The following is a 16409-nucleotide window of genomic DNA, read 5'->3' as shown; positions in this document are numbered from 1 at the left end:
GGTCAGCCCCCGATCGGGACGCCGGCGTCGACCGCGTACCAGGTGATGACCGTGAAGGCCGACACGAGGTTCGCGAGGACGAGGTTGACCTTGACCGCCTGCGCGACCGCAGCCCCGACGGCCGCCGGGCCGCCGCGGGTGCGCATGCCGTAGAAGCAGGCGGTGATCGCCGTCGTCACGCCGGTGAGCGCGATCGTCGTGATCACGAAGTACATGTCCCTCAAGCCCTGGCTGGACCAGTGGAAGCGCGCGTAGCCGGCGGAGTCGGTGGCGCTGAGGATCACGATCGCGTCGAGGAAGCAGCCGGCGGTGTACCCGAGCAGGCCGACCACCGCGGCGATCGGGATGTAGAGCAGCGTCGCGATGACGCGCGTCCCGACGACGAAGCGCAGCGGGTCCACGCCCGTGGACTCGTAGGCGTCGATCTCCTGGTTGATGCGCATGGCGCCGATCTCTGCGACGAAGCCGCCGCAGACCTTCGCCGTGAAGACGTAGGCGAACATGATCACGGCGGACACGTGGATGCCGAAGCCGCCGATGGCGCCGAGGTAGTCCGCCGCGCCGAGCGGGAACAGCAGGAAGTACCCCGTGTTCATGGTGACGATCCCCATGAACATGTACATGACGAACAGCAGCGGGGACGTCCGCAGGATCATCTTCGAGACGTGGGCCAGCGACTCGGACATGTACTGCACCGAGCCCGGGACCGCCCGCCAGGTCTGGAAGGTGAACTCGACGAGCTGGCCCATCTCGCTGAAGAAGCCCTCGGCGGGGGGCGCGTGCTTGGGCGGGACGATCTCCTGCCCGTCCGCGCCGGCAGCACTGCGTGGGTCGAATGCGGTCGCCATGTCAGCTCACCCCTTGAAGGAGACCTGCGCCTCGGGGAACAGGGAGAGGTAGGCGAGGTTGAAGAACGCGTCCAGCATCCAGACGCCGAAGAAGGTGAGGACGACGGTCTCGTTGACCGCTCGGCCGACGCCCTCGGTCCCGCCCTTGCAGGTCAGGCCCTTGTAACAGCTGACCACCCCGACCATCAGGCCGATGAGGACGTAGCGGATCAGCGCGCCGTAGATGTCGAGCGCGGTCAGGCTGCCGGTGCTCGACGCGAACAGCACGCCGACCGAGAAGCCGAACTCGGCGGGTGCGAGGCCGAAGTTGATGACCTGGCTGACGAACGTCGCGAATATGCCGAGGATCGGGCAGATCAGGAGGCAGGCCATGACCTTGGGGACGACGAGCGTGCGGACCTGGTCGACGCCGAGCACGGACAGCGCGTCGAGCTCGTCGCGGACCTTGCGGGCGCCGAGGTCGGCGGCGATGGCGCTGCCGGCGACGCCGGCGAAGATCATGCCGGTCGTCCAGATCGCCAACTCGCGCAGGATCCCGATGATCACCGCGCCGCCCTCGCGGTCGGACGCGCCGAGCACCTCGGTGATCCCGCCGAGGACGAAGAACCCGAAGCCGATCATGAAGACCGAAATCGACACCGCCAGCGGCAGCACGCAGCGGCGCAGCATCTGCGAGCCCTCGATCAGCGAGTCCTTGAACCACGAGAACGGCGGCCGGGCGGCGAGCCACAGCGCGGTCACGCAGAGGCTGCCCATGCCCGCGGCGTTCTCCAGGCGCGAGTAGCCGCCGGTCATGGCGAGGATCTCCTCCGCCGTGATCTTCTTCGCCGGCGCCTCCACGCGCGGCCGTTCTTCGGCGATGCTCATGCGCTCGCCCCTCCACCCGTGGCCATCGTGCGACCCTCGCCGATCCGCGACACCGTCAGCTACCCCCTCGGGTGGGTGAGTGACCCCCGACCGGGGGTCGTCCCGGGGCGGGGGTCACGCGAACCACGTCACGGGGAGCTCGTCGAAGCCGCGCGTGGCGATGCTGGGGTGCCGGACGGCCGCCTCACGGTCGACGGTCACCCGGCCCAGGACGTCGATGAACGTCCGCAGCATGATCGGCAGCTGCAGCTGCGCGAGGTGCATCCCGAGGCAGCGATGGCGGCCCGCGCCGAACGTGATGTGGGCGTCCATGTCGGTCCGCGCCTCGCGGTCGAAGCGCAGGACGTCCGGCTCGGGGAACTTCGACGGGTCGCGGTTAGCGGCGGCCATGCAGACCATCACGGTCTGGCCCGTCTTGATGGTGCGCCCGTCGAGCTCGACGTCCTCGATCGCGGTGCGCCCCATGAACTGGCCGGCCGAGTCGAAGCGGTACAGCTCGCGCATCGCGTCCGGCACCCGCGAGGGGTCCTCGAGCAGCCGCGCGTACGCGTCCGGCTGCGCGTCGAGCGCGGCGACGATGTTGGTGAACATGTACTTCTGCGTGTCCTGCCCCGCGAAGTACAGGAGGCTGATGTTGTTCACCAGCTCCGCCTCGGACATCGGCGACTCGTCGGCGTCGTTGGCCTGGACGACGGCGCTGATGAAGTCCTCCCCGGGCTTCGCGCGCCGCTCGGCGACGAGCTCCTTGAAGTAGCCCTCCAGCCCGGCGGCGGCCGCGTTCACGCGCTCGAGCGTGCCGGCGTCCATCGGCGACACCTCGAGGACGGGCGCGAAGTCGTAGACCCAGCGGCCGATCTGCGGCTGGTCGGCGAGCGGGACGTCGAGCAGCGCGCCGATCGTGGCGAGCGGGATCAGCGCGGCGAAGTCCGCGCTGACGTCGGCGCGGCCCTGGGGGCGCAGCAGCTCCAGCTGGTCGAGGCAGAGCCGCTCGACGACCGTGGCGAGGTCCTGCACGCGCGCCGGGGTGAACGGCTGGCGGAAGACCCGGCGCAGCCGCGTGTGGACCGGCGGGTCGTTGCAGACGAGCAGGTGCGATCCGACACGGAAGTAGTCCTCGCCCGTGACCCCCGGCCCCTGGCGGTTGATCTGGTACTGCTCGAACGCGACGCCGAGACGGTCGTCCTTGAAGACGGCCTTGACGTCGTCGAAGCGGGTGACCAGCCAGGCGTTGAGCGGCGGGAGGAACAGCACGGGGTCCAGCTCGCGCAGCCGCGCGTACGTGGGGTACGGGTCGGCGATGTGCTCCGGGGACATCAATCCGGCGGCGGCCGCCATGACGTCCGGGGGCGGGCTGCCGGCGGTGGGCGAGGCGTCTGCGGGAAGCATCGGACGATCCCAGCGGAGCGAGCGTTAACGCGGGACCACAGGGCGGTGCCCGGCGTATGCTGGGCGCGACCGATGGCGCCCCAGGAGGAGAGCGACGGACACGTGGCGGCACCGATCGTCGGTCGCCGGATCGCTCCGCCTGCGCTCGCCGGGGAACACGTCCTGCGGCCGCGGCTGCACGCCCTGCTGGCGGCGCTGCTGGACGACACGGGCCTGGTCGCGGTCTGCGCGACGGCCGGCGCCGGCAAGACCGCGGCGGTCGTCGAGGCCGTCGCCGCGTGGGACGACCCGGTGGCCTGGCTCACCTGCGAGCCGTCGGACGCCGCGGTCGGGCGGTTCGTCACCTACCTGCAGGCGGCGGTCGCCCGGGCGCTGGGGACGGACATCGACGCCGCGTCGGCCGCGCTCGCGGGCGGCCTGCCCGCCACCGAGGCGGCGTGCCTCCTGGCCGAGGCCGCCGGCGACCGGCCGCTGATCGTCGTGATCGACGGCGCCGAACGGCTCACCTCTGACGCCTGGCAGGTGGTCGGCGCGCTCGCCCGCTACCGGATGCCGACCACCCGCCTGGTGCTCATCAGCCGGCGGGAGCCGCCGTCCGACCTGCTGGGCGACGCGGCCGCGGTCCGCGTCGTCGGGGACGCCGACCTCGCGTTCACGGTCGACGAGGCCACCGGCGCGCTGCAGGGCCGTGGCGGAGCGCACCTGGACGCAGGGGCGGCCGTCGAGGCCACCGGCGGGTGGGTCACCGGGGTCCTGTTCGAGGCCTGGCGCCTGAACGAGCACGTCCGCGGGACCGGCGGCGAGGCCGACCCGCTGTTCGGCTACCTCTCGTCCCACATCCTCGCCCAGCTCAGCGCGGGCCAACGGGAGCTGCTGGTCACGACGTCCGTGCTGCGCGACGTCACCGCGGCGGGCGCCACGGCGCTCGGGGTCGCCGATGCCGGCGGCCTGCTGCGCAGCCTGATGCAGACACGGCTGCCCGCAGAGTGGCATGAGGCGGGCAGCGTGCTGCACCTGCACCCGCGGTTCCGCGAGTACCTCACCGCGCTGCTCGAGCGCAGCGGCGGCGCGCGCCTGCAGGCGGTCCGGGCCGCGCACGCCGTCGCCCTGGAGGCCGACGGGCTGGACGAGGAGGCGGTCGGGGAGTTCCTCGCCGCCGGGGACGCCGTCGCGGCCCGCCCGGCCATGGAGCGGGCGATCGAGGCGGTCGTCGAACGCGGGGACCTGGCGGTCGCGGCCGGCTGGCTGGCGGCGCTGGGACCCGGCGCCCCGTCCGGCGCCGGCCCGCTGACCACGGCCCAGCTGATGCTCGCCGTGGCGGGGGACGACCTGGGTGCGGCGGTCCGGATCGCCGACCGGCTGGCGGCCGGCGGCGAGCTCGACGCGCTGGTCGCACGCTCCCCGCGGGCGCTCGCCCTCATCGGCTGGGCGTACCTGCACGCGGCGCGCGTGGACGACGTGCGGGCGCTGCTCGCCTCCGCGCCGCCGGGCCCGGAAGCGCGTGCCGTCCGCTACGCCGCCCGCGTGGTCTTCGATGTCGACGGCGGACCACTCGCCGCCGACCCGCCACCGCTCCGCGGCGGGATGACCGACGCGTTCGTCCTGATCGGGCATTACTCGCTGGGTCGCGTGAGTGAGCTGGCCGCGGTCCCGATCGCGGGCTGGGCGGGCCTCGTGGCAGGCCCATGGGTGCTCGCGGGCCTGCGCGCGACCGGCCAGACGCAGCGGTCGCTCGCCCTCTACGAGGACGCCCGGGCCGACGCGCCCGTGCCCGTCCTGGAGATCTTCGTCGGCGCCGAGCTGCTGCTCGACGCGGGGCGGCTGGACGCAGCGCGGGCGTGCATCGCCCGCGGCCGGGAGGACGCCGAGCGCTCGGGGTCGCCCGGGCTCGTCGGGCTGAACGGGCTTGCCGCGGTCCGCCTGGCCCTCGAGGTCGACCGCGACCCGGCGCGGGCCACCGCGATCCTCGACGAGCTCGAGCACGAGGGCGTCGGCCGCTTTGCGTTCATGGCCGAGGCGATCGCGGCCCGGCGCGGCCTCGCGGCCCTGCTCGCGGGCGACGATGCGCAGGCCCGCGAGCGGCTCCGCGACGCGGTGGCCGCCATGCGGGCGGGCAGCCGTGCGCTCGAGCTGGCGAAGGCCGCCGTCTGGCTGGCGGAGGCCGAGTGGCGCGGCGGCGACGAGGCGGCCGCCGACGCCGCCGCCGACATCGCCCTGGAGGCCGCGGGCATCCAGGGCTCGACCCACCTGCTGCTCCAGGCGCTGGCCACCTTCCCCGCGGTCCTGACGCGCCGGCTGGACGCCGTGGCCGGGGCGGAGTCGCCCTGGATGGCGGTCGCGGCCGCCGTCCGGGCCCAGGCCGGCCGCACCGGCCCGGACGCGGACACGCAGGCCGCCGTCCGCCGCCTCCACGTCGGCGAGTTCGGCGGCCGGAGCGTCACGCTCGACGGCGGCGAGCGGGCGGTCGGCATCGCGAAGGCGGTGGAGCTGCTCAGCTGGATGGCGGCGACGCAGGCCACCGAGGTCACGCGCACCGACGCGTGCGAGGTCCTGTTCGACGGCCGGGTGGACAAGTCCTCACGCAACTACCTGCGCCAGGTCGTGCACCGGCTGCGGCACGCACTGGGCGACGCGATCGAGCTGTCGGACACGACGATCGCCGTTGCGGACGGTGTCCGCCTGGACAGCGACTCGGTCGCGCTCGGGCGCGCGCTCGAGGAGGCGGCGCGCCTTCAGGGCGAGGGACGGCTGGACGCGATCCGGGCGGCGCTGCTGCCGACCGAGCGCGGGCCGTTCCTCCCGGGCGTGCGCGGCGCGTGGGCCGAGGTCCGCGACCGCGAGCTCGGTGCGGCGGTGGCTGACGCGCGGGAGGACGCGGCGGAGCTCGCGCTCACGCTCGGGGCGACCGCGGTCGCCGAGGCGCTGGCCGGCGCGGTGGTCGCGGCCGACGCGTACCGCGAGCGCAGCTGGCGGATCCTGATGCGGGCCGCGCAGCTCACGGGTGACGAGGCCCGCGTCGTCGCCCTCTACCGCGAGTGCCAGTCGGCGTTCGCCGCGCTCGGAACCGAGCCCTCCCGCGCGACGCGGCAGCTCGTCGTCGCGCTGCGCCGCTGACACGGGCCGGCCGCGCCGGGCGGGCTCAGTCCAGGCCGAGGAAGCGGACTGCCGCCTCGACGCGGTTGCTCGCGCCGAGCTTGCGCACGATGCGCGCCACGTTGTCCTTCACCGTCTCGGGGGAGAGGAACAGCTGCTCGGCGATCTCGCGGTTCGACCGGCCCTGGGCCAGCAGCGACGCGATGTCCGCCTCGCGTTCGGACAGGAGCGCGCGGGCACGCTGGGCCGCCGGCCGCGCCGTGCGGTCCATGCCACGGAACGACGGCAGGTGACGCCCGTGGACCGGCAGCGTGATCGACCCGTCGAAGGCCTCGGTGGCGAGCGCCTGGGCCGACACCGTCATGAACCGCAGCTCCCGCGACAGCTCGGCGATCCGCGCGCGCATCACGACGTGCTCGAGGACGACGGCGAGCATCCGGCCGAGCAGGTTGACGACCAGCCGGTCGCCCTCGGTGACCTCGTGCCGGGGACGGTCCAGCACGAGCAGGCCGACCGTCGCGCCCTCGGGGGCCAGGACGCCGAACGCCGGCTCCTCCAGCTCGAGTGCCTCGGCGAGCACGCTCGGGTGCTGCGCCGTCGGGCGGGTCGGGCCGTCGGGGAGCCGCACCAGCTCCGCCTCGACGCTGCCGGGCCGCAGCAGCGGCGGGTCGGACGTCAGGCGCCGACGCAGGAGGTCGCTCTCGGGGTCGCGCAGGACGTCGGTGGCATCGGCCGACAGGCGGTCGTCGCGCACGCCGACGACGAGTCCGCGGGCGAATCCGCACTCCTCGCAGGCCAGCGCCGCGCCGCGGGTCAGCAGCTCGCCGACGTCCCCGACCCCGCGCAGGTTGTCGTGCAGCGCGGGCAGCCGCTGCAGCAGCTCGTGGTAGCGGCCGAGCGTGCTGTCGGTCACCTCCGGCACCCGCATCAGCGGCCCTCCCGGACAGCCACTACGACTCGTCCATCCCGAGCGGGCCTTCGGTCTGGCTGGCCAGGAACTGGCGGACGAACGGATTCTCGGAGTTGAAGACCTGCTCGGCGCTGCCGGACTCGATGATGCGGCCCTTCCAGAGCACTGACACGTGCTCGCCGATCCGCTTGGCCAGGGGGATGTTGTGGGTGATGACGAGCATCGTGCCACCCATCTCCGCGTGCTGCTCCATCAGCAGCTCGCCAAGGAGCGCGGTGCGGACCGGGTCCAGGCCCGAGTCGGGCTCGTCGCAGAGGATGATCCCGGGGTCGAGCACGAGCGCGCGGGCGAGGCCGGCGCGCTTGCGCATGCCCCCCGACAGCTCGGCCGGCTTGCGGTGAAGCGAGTTCCCGAGGCCGACGCTCTCCAGGTGGCGCAGCACGATCTCGCGGACCGCGTCCTCCGACAGGTCGGTGTGCTGACGCAGCGGGAACGCCGTGTTGTCGTAGACGTTCATCGCGCTGAAGAGCGCGCCGTCCTGGAACATCACGCCGACCTCGAGCCGCAGCGCGAGGATCTCCGACCGGCTCATCTGCCCGAGCGAGCGGCCCCGGACGAGGACGTCGCCGCGGTCGGGCTCCATCAGCCCGATGACGTGATTGAGCAGGACGCTCTTGCCGGTGCCCGAGGGGCCGATGACGATCGAGACGACGCCCTCGGGGACCTGCAGGTCCACGCCGCGCAGGATGCCCTGCTTGCCGAAGGTCTTGTGCAGGTCGCGGGTCTCGATCGCGAACAGGTCCGGGGACAGCGCCTGCGAGGCGGCGACCTTCGGGACCCGACCGGTGCCGGCGCGCTCGCGCGTCCCGGAGCGTGCGCGCAGCGCACCGCGCAGGATCGGATCGACCTCCAGGTAGCGCCGCAGCGGACCGCGCGCGGTCAGTGCGCCCGCCTCGAGCGCGCCGGTGATGTGCAGCGTCCCCTGCTCGAAGCGCGCCGCCTGCTCGGGCGTGAAGTCGATGACCACCTCGGCGGCCTCGCCGTGCGGTGCCACTGCCGGCGGCGTGCGGTCGAGCAGCAGCGTCACGCCGTCGTCGGCGCCCTGCACGTTGAAGCAGACGCTCGTGTGGGCGTACTTCAGTCGCCGCACGGCATCGCGGTCGTCCTCGCCGAGAACCGCCTCCAGCGCGACACGCAGCCGCCTGACGAGCACGTCAGGATGCACATCGCCGGCGTCCGTCATCGGACGCACCTCCTCAGTCACGTCCATTGCGTACCGCTCATCGCTTTGGATCTCCTCACGTGCGACCTCTCTCCACCGAGCTCCTCAGCGCCGACCATACCAGGATCAGTGAACGATGACTATCATCCGCTGTCCGCCACGAATCCCCAGTGTTCATCAGGCTTGAACCGGGTGTCCAAGGGTGGTTGGATGAACGATCGTTCCCGTCATCAGGAGGCAGTCATGGGCTTGGCCGAGACGTATGATCACTTTGCTCCGGAGTTCGCCCGGGATCCGTTCGGGTTGTGGGCGTCGCTCCGCACGGAGGAGCCGGTGGCACGGAGCGAGTGCCACGGCGGCTTCCACGTGGTCACCCGGTACGCGGACATCGACCGGGCGGCGCGCGACCCCGAGACCTTCACATCCACGGACGGCACCGGCATCCCCGCCCTGCCGATGGTGGGGATGATCCCGATCGACATCGACCCGCCGGCGCAGCGCGCGTACCGCAAGGTGATGGACCCGGCGCTGACCATCGGGCCGGTCATGGAACGCGAGGCGGCGATCCGGCAGCTCGCCACCGACCTGATCGACCCGCTCGTCGGGCGCGCGCAGTTCGACGCGGCGCAGGACCTCGCGATCTTCCTCCCGCCGCGGGCGACGCTCGGCTTCCTCGGCTTCCCGGAGGAGGACCACGAGCTGATGCGCCTGGCGACCGACGACGTCACGCGCCTGCGCGGACAGGACACGCCGCGGATCATGGAGGCCGGCGGCGAGATGATCATGACCTGCGTGAAGCTCGTCAATGCGCGGCGGGCCGCCGCCCCGCAGGACGACCTGCTGCAGCTGCTGCTCGACGGCGAGTTCGAGGGCCGGCCGCTGAAGGACGAGGAGATCGTCCAGTACCTCTCGGTCCTGCTGTTCGGCGCGATCGACACCACGGCGAGCGCGATCGCCGGGTCCATCTGGTACCTCGCGACCCACCCCGAGGACCAGGCGCGCCTGCGCGAGCTGGACGAGATCCCGAACGCGGCGCTCGACGAGCTGCTGCGCTGGGTCTCCCCCCTGCAGGGCCTCGGCCGGACCGTCACGAAGGACACCGAGCTGGGCGGTTGCCCGCTGCACGCCGGCGACCGCGTCCTGCTCATGTGGGCGTCCGGCAACCGCGACGAGTCCGTGTTCGAGAGCCCCGACGACGTCGACCTGGACCGCAGGCCGAACCGGCACCTGGCGTTCGGGATGGGCCCCCACCGCTGCGCCGGCGTCCACCTCGGCAAGCTGATGATGCGCGTGGCGCTCGAGGAGTTCCTGCAGCGGATCGGGCCGTTCGAGCTCGGCGAGGGCGAGCTGGTCTGGCTCGGCGGCGAGGCGCGCGGCCTGCGTGCCGTGCCGATCCGGCCGGTCGCGGCGTAGCCGGCGGCGGGGGGCGGCGGACGGGCCGGGAGCGTGCTTGACGGCCACGCGCCGAGCAGACCAGGTGCGGCGTTAACGGCCCCGTGACGCGCCGCCGGGTCAGGTCGCGCGGAAGCGGATCACTGCGGCTGTCCGGTCCTCCACCAGGCGGCCGCGTTCGATCAGCAGGTCCAGGTGTCCGAGGACCTCGGACAGCGTCGCGAAGGCCTGCGCGACGGCGACCTGGCCCCACAGGCGGACGGCCAGCTCGTGCGCGGTGACGGGCTCGGCGCCCGCGAGCGCCAGCAGGCGGTCGGCGCGCGCGTCGTGCGCCGCGAGGCGGGCGTCGATCAGCGCGCGGTGGCCCGTGACCGGCGGGCCGTGGCCGCCGAGCACGAGGTCCACCTCGAGGGCACGGGTCCGGCGCAGCGACCGGCGGTAGTCCAGGAGCGCGGCGGGCCGCCGCCCGTCCCAGACGTCCCCGAAGGGACGCGCGACGATCGCGTTGGAGGAGATGGCCGCGAGCAGGTGGTCCCCGGCGAGCAGGACGCCGGCCGTGCGGTCCAGCAGCGCCGTGTCGGCGGGCGAGTGCCCCGGCAGGTGCAGCACCTCGAAGGTCCGGTCGCCCAGCGTGAGCAGCTCCCCCGCGCGCAGCGTCCGCGCGACGGGCACGGACTCCGCGTACGCGCGCCCGGAGTGCCCGTCGGCGCGCAGCGACTGCGCCAGCTCGCGGGGCACGCCGTGGCGCAGCAGGCCGTGGTGGACGGCGTCGTCGTTGAGCAGTGTCCAGGCGTCCCAGTCCTCGAGGACCGCCGCGCCGGCGTCCAGGCACGCGACCGCGACACCCGACTGCCGCACGAACTCGGCCGCGAGCCCGAAGTGGTCAGGGTGGGGATGGGTGACGACGAGCAGGCCGAGGTCCGCGAGACGCACGCCGTGCGCATCGAGCGCCGCCTGCAGCGCGGCCAGCGGCGCCGCGCCGCGCGGGCCGCAGTCGACGAGCGTCGGCCGTTCGCCGTCGATCAGGTAGACGTTGACGTCGCCGACCGGCAGCCCGGTCGGGACCGGCAGCAGGTGGATGCCCGGCGCCACCGGCGCGCCGGGCGGGGTGCGACTGCCCGCGCCGGACGCGCGGACACCGCTCACAAGGCAACCTCCGACTTGGGCGATCGAGCCCTCTGGGCGAGATCGCCCGGCCGAACCCGAGCGCGCAGCGCGAGCGGTTCGGCGCTCACGCGGGCTGGTCCTCGAGCATGCCCGGGACCTGGTCGCGGAGGATCTTCCCGGACATCCCGCGGGGGAGCGGGGCGGTGATCTGGAAGATGGTCCGCGGGACCTTGTAGTCGGCCAGCTGCGTGCGGCAGTGCGCGACGAGCGCCTCCTCGTCCACCGCGCCGTCGGTCCCCCGGACCACGAGCGCGCAGGCCTCGCCCCAGCGCTCGTGGGCGAGGCCGAAGGCGACGGACTCGGCGACGTCGGGCAGGCTGTCGACGATCCGCTCGATCTCGGCCGGGTAGACGTTCAGCCCGCCGGAGATGAACATGCTCTTCTTGCGGTCCGCGATGCGCAGCAGGCCGTCCGTGCCGAGCGACGCCATGTCGCCGGTCAGCAGCCAGCCGTCGCGGAAGCTCTTCTCCGTCGCCTCCTGGTCGTTCCAGTAGCCCGCCATGACCTGTGGCCCGCGCACGGCGATCTCCCCCACCTCGCCGGCGGGCATGTCCGCGCCGGCCTCGTCGAGGATGCGGACGTGGGTGTGGGCGTTCGGCTGCCCGGCGGCCTCGGGCTTGGCGAGCGCCTCGTCGGGGGTGGGCATCGCGACGCTGCCGGTCGCCTCGGTCAGGCCGTACGCCTGCCGGATGACGACGCCCTTGGCGTGGTAGGCGTCCAGCAGCTTGCGCGGGACGGGGGCGCCGCCCGTGATCGCGCTGGTGAGCGCGCCGAGGTCGGCGTCCGCGAAGGCGGCGGTCCCGGCGATCGCCTGCCACATCACGGGGACGGCGAACAGCGTGGTGATGCGCTCGGCGGCCAGCAGCTCGATCACGCGATCGGGGACGAAGGCCGGCTCCAGGACGAGCGTCCCGCCGGCGAGGGCGTTTGAGAGGAAGTTGTTGATGATGCCGCCGGTGAAGGCGAGCGGGATGCAGAGCAGGGTGCGGCGGTCGTGGACCGAGCCCTCCGAGCAGATGGTCTGCAGGGCCAGCGCGGCGATGTTGCCGTGGGTGAGCATCACGCCCTTGGGCAGGCCGGTGGTGCCCGACGTGCAGCCGAGGACGGCGACGTCGTCGTCCTCGCGGTCGACCGACGCCAGCGGCTCGGCCGCGAGCAGCTCGCCGAAGCGCACGTCGGCCGGGACCTGGTCGTCGAGGGCGATGGTGCGCCAGGCGTCGTCGCCGGCGTCGGCGCGGGCCGCGTCGTGGAGGTCGGCGAGCGCCGTGTCGTAGGCGACGGTGGTGCAGCCCAGGCGGGCCGTGATCTCGCGCAGCTCCGGCGGGGCGAGCCGGATGTTGAGCGGGACGACGATCGCGCCCCGGTGCAGCGCGGCGAGCGCGAGCACGCACCACGCGGGGCTGTTCGCGCCCAGGATGCCGACACGGTCGCCGACCCCGACGCCGCGGGCCGCGAGCCCGCCGGCGACGCGGGCCACCTCCTCGCCGAGCCGTGCCCAGGTGACGTCCTCGTCCGCGGTCCGGATCGCGATGCGCTCCGGCTGCCAGCGTGACCAGTACCCGACGCGTTCCGCGAGGTTCACACGAGCGACGCTACCACAGCCGCAAACGATCGTTCGCAGTTCATCGATAGAGCCCTTGTGGACGTCTTATCGGGCGGCTCTATCGGGTGAACGTCCGTTCCTACCGGCGGCGTTCCGGGGCGGTGCCGACGACGAGCTGCATGACGCCGCTCACCTCCCGCCGGACGTCCACGAGCCCGCGATACGCGAACGCCGCGACGATCTCGTCGGGGCCGGAGACGCGCAGCCCCGCCGGACGGGCCAGGGCGCTCACGACCGGCCAGGTCAGCTGCGGCCCGCGGTGGCAGCTGGTCAGCACCAGCAGCCGCCCGCCCGGGCGCAGCACCCGGACCAGGTCATCGAGCACCGCCTCCTGGTCCTCCACCAGGTACAGCGCGCCGAGGCAGGTGACCGCGTCGAACGTGGCCTCCGCGAACGGGAGCCCGGCCCCGTCGCCGTGGACGTACTCCACGCGCGGGTCGTGCGTGTCGCGCCGCGCCCGCTCGACCATCGTCGGCGCGGCGTCCAGGCCGACGATGCGCCCGTCCGGTCCAAGGCTGCCCAGCAGCCGGCGCGTCGTGTTCCCCGGCCCGCAGGCGACGTCCAGGACGTGCGCGTCCGGCGCCAGCGCGAGCAGCGCGTCGACCCGCGCCTGCTCGGCGTCGGTCCCGCGACCGGCGGCGGCGATCGTGAAGCCGATCGGCCGCCACAGCCGCTCGTAGATGAACGGCAGCACGGGACTGTTCATCGCGCGCTGGGCGATCGAGGTCATTGCCGAACGCTACATCGCGGGCCGTTCGGCACGGAGGAGGCCTAGCCGCGCGCGACCTCGGTGAGGGTGAGGAGATCGGCCAGGGCCTCGCTGCGGACGACCGGGTGGACGTCGTGCCATCGGTCCGGGCCGGGCTCCGCCGTCCAGTCGTGCAGCCCGTAGTCGGGGTTCCACGTCGCCGGCCGATCCACGAACGCGTACACGTGCGTGAGGCGCTGCTCGCCGGAGTCGGGGATGTAGCCGGTGTGGATGCCGTCCTCGTACTCGACGACGACCGTCGTGTCGGTGGCGGCGAAGAACCTGGTGTGGAGGTGGAAGAGGCCGCCGTCCGCCACGGCGCCGCGCGCCCACCCGGCCTTCTCGAGCACGCGGACGATCGTCGTCGGCGCCACGGCCAGCCCGGCGAAGCGGGCGAGGTCGCGTGCCGTGAGCTCCTCCGGCTCGACGTCGCGCACGACGCGGTCCAGCTGCGGGAACGGCGGCACCAGCATGTAGTCGGCCAGGACCTGTCCCCACGCCTGGCGGGCCGCGTCGTCCAGCAGCAGCGGGTGCACGATGCCCACGCGCGCATCGTCCGGAAGGATGACCGGCTCGTCGCCGGCGTCGGCCAGGTCGCCCTCGTCGGCGAGGCGGAACGTCGCGGTGAGGTCGGGACCGTCGAAGGCGCCCATGATCAGCGGCCGGATGAGGTGGCGCTGCAGCGGGTGGCGGGCCAGCAGCGCGTCGAAGTCCCCCGCGCTCCAGCGCCGGCCGGCGACCATCGCCTGTTCGAGCCGCACGGCCTGCACCGCGGCGACGTCGGCCACGGTCCGGCGCAGCAGCTTCCAGTCGGCCACGGCGGCGGTGGCGAGCGCGGTGTCGTCACGGGCCCCCGGCTTCGGCAGCGCGGCCCGGAGCTTGCCCGCGTCGTCGCGAACCATCGGCTTCATCCCGGTGCCCAGCACGAACTCGAACTGCCGCGGGCCGAAGTCGAAGGTCCGCCGGCCGGACTCGTCGAGCCCGCAGTCGGGGACGATCCGGTCCTCGAGCTCCTCGGTGCCGATGCCCAGGTCGGCGGCGATCTCCGTCATCGCCTCGACCGCCCGCGCCTGCAGGCCCTTGAACTTGAGCTTGCGCGCGATCCCGCTCAGCTGCATGAGCGCGACGTCGCTGCCGATGGTCCGCAGCACGTCGAGGCCGGCGACGGCGCGCTTGTGCTGGCTCTCGCCGGGCCAGACGCGGATCAGCGACGCGAGCCGCACCGCGGACGCGTCGCCCCCGAGGAAGCCGATCGCCTGCAGCGCCCACCGGTCCTTGGCCGGTGTGGCCGCGGCGATCCACTCGCCGTAGAGGGCCCAGGCGAAGTCCTCGGCGGCGGCCGGGTCCAGCCGGGCACGCAGGCCGGCGGCCGCGGCGCCCGCGTCGCGGAGGATGCGCAGGACCGCAGGGAGGTGCTGCGGGCCGAGGCTGCCGCCGTCCACCAGCAACGATGGCAGCGTCCCGACGTCGAGCCAGGTGGGCAGCGGCGCGGCCTTGGTGCCGGCCACGGCCTCGTCGAGCCAGGCCGGCGCCTGCGCGAGCTCGGGCGCCGCAGGACGTGCCGCGTCCAGCACGCGCTCGCGCAGGCGCGCGGCGTCGGCGGCGTCCAGCTCGGCCTCCAGCTCCTCCAGCAGGAAGCGGCCGGGCCCGCGGGCCAGGCGCCGCAGCTCGTCACCAGCGGCGTCCCCGGCCCTCCCGCCGCCGAGCACCAGCGGGGTCAGGCCGCGGGCGACGGCCGCCGGATGCTCGTCGAGCCAGGCCCGCGCGAGCGACGCGGCGCGCGACCCGGTCATCAGCTCGAGGAAGGCGGGTGCCGCCTCGGGGGCGTGCAGCCGCGCGGCCATCGCGCCGACCGTGATGCCGGCCGCATCGCGCGACGTCTGGCGCATGGCGCTGAGCACGAGTCGGTCCAGGCGCCGCAGCTCGGTGTGGGCGAGCCAGCCCGCGACGTCCCGCTCGGAGACGTAGAGGAACTTCCAGCGCTCGGTGAGCTCCTCGAGGTCCGCGGCGGACCTCGCGCCGAAGGCCGGCGCGCGCACCCCGTGGTAGGTCTCGGCCCAGTGCGCGCTCCACCCGGTGATCGCGTGGTCGAGCAGGTCCTCGAGGCCGCCGAGGCCCGTGCCGAGCGCGATCGCGTTCGTGTACATCCCCTCGGGGTGCGTGCGCTCTTTCTCGAGGATGTCCCGCGTCCACTCCCGCAGCCGATCACGATCGGCCTCGGTCAGATGCGGGAGCAGGTGGGCGCGCACGCCGGAGTACAGCTGGACCCAGCCGTGATGCCGGCTTAGGTCGCCCGGCCGGCTCATGATGAGCCCGAGGACCTGGTCGGCGCCGAGCAGCGCGACGAGCGGCGCCATCGCCTCGCCCTCCGGCAGCCACGCGTCCCGGGCCAGCTTGAGCGCCTGCGCCGGCGACAGGTCGCCGTCCCGCGCGACGACGTCCGTATGGCGCGCGGCCACCGACGTCCCGTAGCTCATCCGCTGGGTCAGGCGCAGCCAGTAGGCGCCCTCCTCCGGCGTCATCGGCGTGCGGATCGGCGAGGCGCGCCAGTACCAGTCGCCGAAGTCGGTCTTGATGCTCTGCGCCTGGACGCGCTCGAGCAGGTCCGCCGGGTCGAAGGGGTGCGGCGGATCGGTCGACGCCGCGGGCAGCGGACGCCAGGTGGCGAGCGACCACTCGTGCGGCGCCAGATCCAGGGGCGGGCGGCCCTCGCCGGCGGGGTGAGCGCTCAGCGGGGCCGCGGCGGCCGGCATCGGCGCGGTCGGCCGTGATGCGGTCGGCGGTGGTGCGGTCGGCGCGGGTGCGGTCGGCGCGGGTGCGGTCGGCGCGGGTGCGATGGCCGCGGCCGACGGCGGGACGGGCGGCGTCTTCCGGGCGGCCGGCGCCGAGGCGGCGGGGGTGACCGGGGCCGGAACGGCGGGGACGGCGCCGGTGTCGCGGTAGCCCTTGTTCAGCTTGGCCTCGAGGAGCTTCTGCGCGGCCGCCGTCGCCGCCTCCTCGGTCGCGAACTCCTTGGTCTTGACCTGCCCGGCCGTCCCTACCCGTCCGTAGTGGACGGTGTGGGTCAGCCCGTCGACGCGGATCGACCAGAACTTGTCCGACGAGCCCTCGTCGAACACCAGTGATCTTGGCTGCAACGTCCCACCCGGTCTCTCCTCGTGGCCGAGCCTCAA

General features: G+C 73.9%; 11 protein-coding genes. 2 read left to right on the top strand and 9 right to left on the bottom strand.

Going from position 1 to position 16409, the window contains the following annotated elements:
• Positions 1-2 precede the first annotated feature (2 nt).
• From DSM112329_RS01845 to DSM112329_RS01835, 3 genes are all read right to left on the bottom strand, one after another.
• Positions 3-848 carry an ABC transporter permease gene (locus DSM112329_RS01845; protein WP_354700101.1) on the bottom strand — a complete coding sequence of 282 codons (846 nt, stop codon included), beginning with the start codon at positions 846-848 and terminating at the stop codon, positions 3-5.
• A 6-nt stretch (positions 849-854) separates the two neighbouring features.
• On the bottom strand, positions 855-1715 hold the full coding sequence (locus DSM112329_RS01840) for an ABC transporter permease (RefSeq protein WP_354700100.1): 861 nt from the start codon (positions 1713-1715) through the stop codon (positions 855-857).
• 114 nt (positions 1716-1829) lie between these two features.
• Positions 1830-3101 (bottom strand): cytochrome P450, encoded by a 1272-nt coding sequence (locus tag DSM112329_RS01835; protein ID WP_354700099.1) that lies wholly within the window; start codon positions 3099-3101, stop codon positions 1830-1832.
• Positions 3102-3173: 72 nt separating this feature from the next.
• On the opposite strand from DSM112329_RS01835, the gene DSM112329_RS01830 reads away from it, so the two are divergent.
• Positions 3174-6215 (top strand): BTAD domain-containing putative transcriptional regulator, encoded by a 3042-nt coding sequence (locus DSM112329_RS01830; protein WP_354700098.1) that lies wholly within the window; start codon positions 3174-3176, stop codon positions 6213-6215.
• Positions 6216-6240: 25 nt separating this feature from the next.
• Here DSM112329_RS01830 and DSM112329_RS01825 read toward each other — a convergent pair whose 3' ends face one another.
• On the bottom strand, positions 6241-7122 hold the full coding sequence (locus DSM112329_RS01825) for a helix-turn-helix transcriptional regulator (RefSeq protein ID WP_354700097.1): 882 nt from the start codon (positions 7120-7122) through the stop codon (positions 6241-6243).
• A 22-nt stretch (positions 7123-7144) separates the two neighbouring features.
• Positions 7145-8347 (bottom strand): ATP-binding cassette domain-containing protein, encoded by a 1203-nt coding sequence (locus DSM112329_RS01820; protein ID WP_354700096.1) that lies wholly within the window; start codon positions 8345-8347, stop codon positions 7145-7147.
• 189 nt (positions 8348-8536) lie between these two features.
• On the opposite strand from DSM112329_RS01820, the gene DSM112329_RS01815 reads away from it, so the two are divergent.
• Positions 8537-9739, top strand: coding sequence for a cytochrome P450 (locus DSM112329_RS01815; protein ID WP_354700095.1), 1203 nt, complete (start codon positions 8537-8539; stop codon positions 9737-9739).
• A gap of 99 nt (positions 9740-9838) precedes the next feature.
• On the opposite strand, the gene DSM112329_RS01810 is transcribed toward DSM112329_RS01815, so the two are convergent.
• The 4 genes from DSM112329_RS01810 to DSM112329_RS01795 all read right to left on the bottom strand — a co-directional run bounded on the left by DSM112329_RS01810 (position 9839) and on the right by DSM112329_RS01795 (position 16373).
• Entirely contained in the window at positions 9839-10864 is a 1026-nt protein-coding gene (locus DSM112329_RS01810) for an MBL fold metallo-hydrolase (RefSeq protein WP_354700094.1), read from the bottom strand.
• A gap of 85 nt (positions 10865-10949) precedes the next feature.
• On the bottom strand, positions 10950-12467 hold the full coding sequence (locus tag DSM112329_RS01805) for an AMP-binding protein (protein ID WP_354700093.1): 1518 nt from the start codon (positions 12465-12467) through the stop codon (positions 10950-10952).
• A gap of 100 nt (positions 12468-12567) precedes the next feature.
• Positions 12568-13218 (bottom strand): class I SAM-dependent methyltransferase, encoded by a 651-nt coding sequence (locus tag DSM112329_RS01800; protein ID WP_354700092.1) that lies wholly within the window; start codon positions 13216-13218, stop codon positions 12568-12570.
• Between the two features lie 41 nt (positions 13219-13259).
• Entirely contained in the window at positions 13260-16373 is a 3114-nt protein-coding gene (locus DSM112329_RS01795; protein ID WP_354700091.1) for a DUF4132 domain-containing protein, read from the bottom strand.
• Positions 16374-16409: the final 36 nt, after the last annotated feature.

This window comes from Paraconexibacter sp. AEG42_29, from assembly GCF_040581415.1.
Lineage (GTDB): Bacteria > Actinomycetota > Thermoleophilia > Solirubrobacterales > Solirubrobacteraceae > Paraconexibacter.
Note: the sequence above shows the minus strand (reverse complement) of the source record. Positions and strands in the feature narration are given on the sequence as shown.

Bases quoted from the DNA above. Each gene is read 5' to 3' on its own strand.
- DSM112329_RS01830 (WP_354700098.1), top strand. From the start codon at position 3,174: ATGGCGCCCCAGGAGGAGAGCGACGGACACGTGGCGGCACCGATCGTC.
- DSM112329_RS01820 (WP_354700096.1), bottom strand. From the start codon at position 8,347: ATGACGGACGCCGGCGATGTGCATCCTGACGTGCTCGTCAGGCGGCTG.
- DSM112329_RS01825 (WP_354700097.1), bottom strand. From the start codon at position 7,122: ATGCGGGTGCCGGAGGTGACCGACAGCACGCTCGGCCGCTACCACGAG.
- DSM112329_RS01845 (WP_354700101.1), bottom strand. From the start codon at position 848: ATGGCGACCGCATTCGACCCACGCAGTGCTGCCGGCGCGGACGGGCAG.
- DSM112329_RS01815 (WP_354700095.1), top strand. From the start codon at position 8,537: ATGAACGATCGTTCCCGTCATCAGGAGGCAGTCATGGGCTTGGCCGAG.
- DSM112329_RS01800 (WP_354700092.1), bottom strand. From the start codon at position 13,218: ATGACCTCGATCGCCCAGCGCGCGATGAACAGTCCCGTGCTGCCGTTC.
- DSM112329_RS01835 (WP_354700099.1), bottom strand. From the start codon at position 3,101: ATGCTTCCCGCAGACGCCTCGCCCACCGCCGGCAGCCCGCCCCCGGAC.
- DSM112329_RS01840 (WP_354700100.1), bottom strand. From the start codon at position 1,715: ATGAGCATCGCCGAAGAACGGCCGCGCGTGGAGGCGCCGGCGAAGAAG.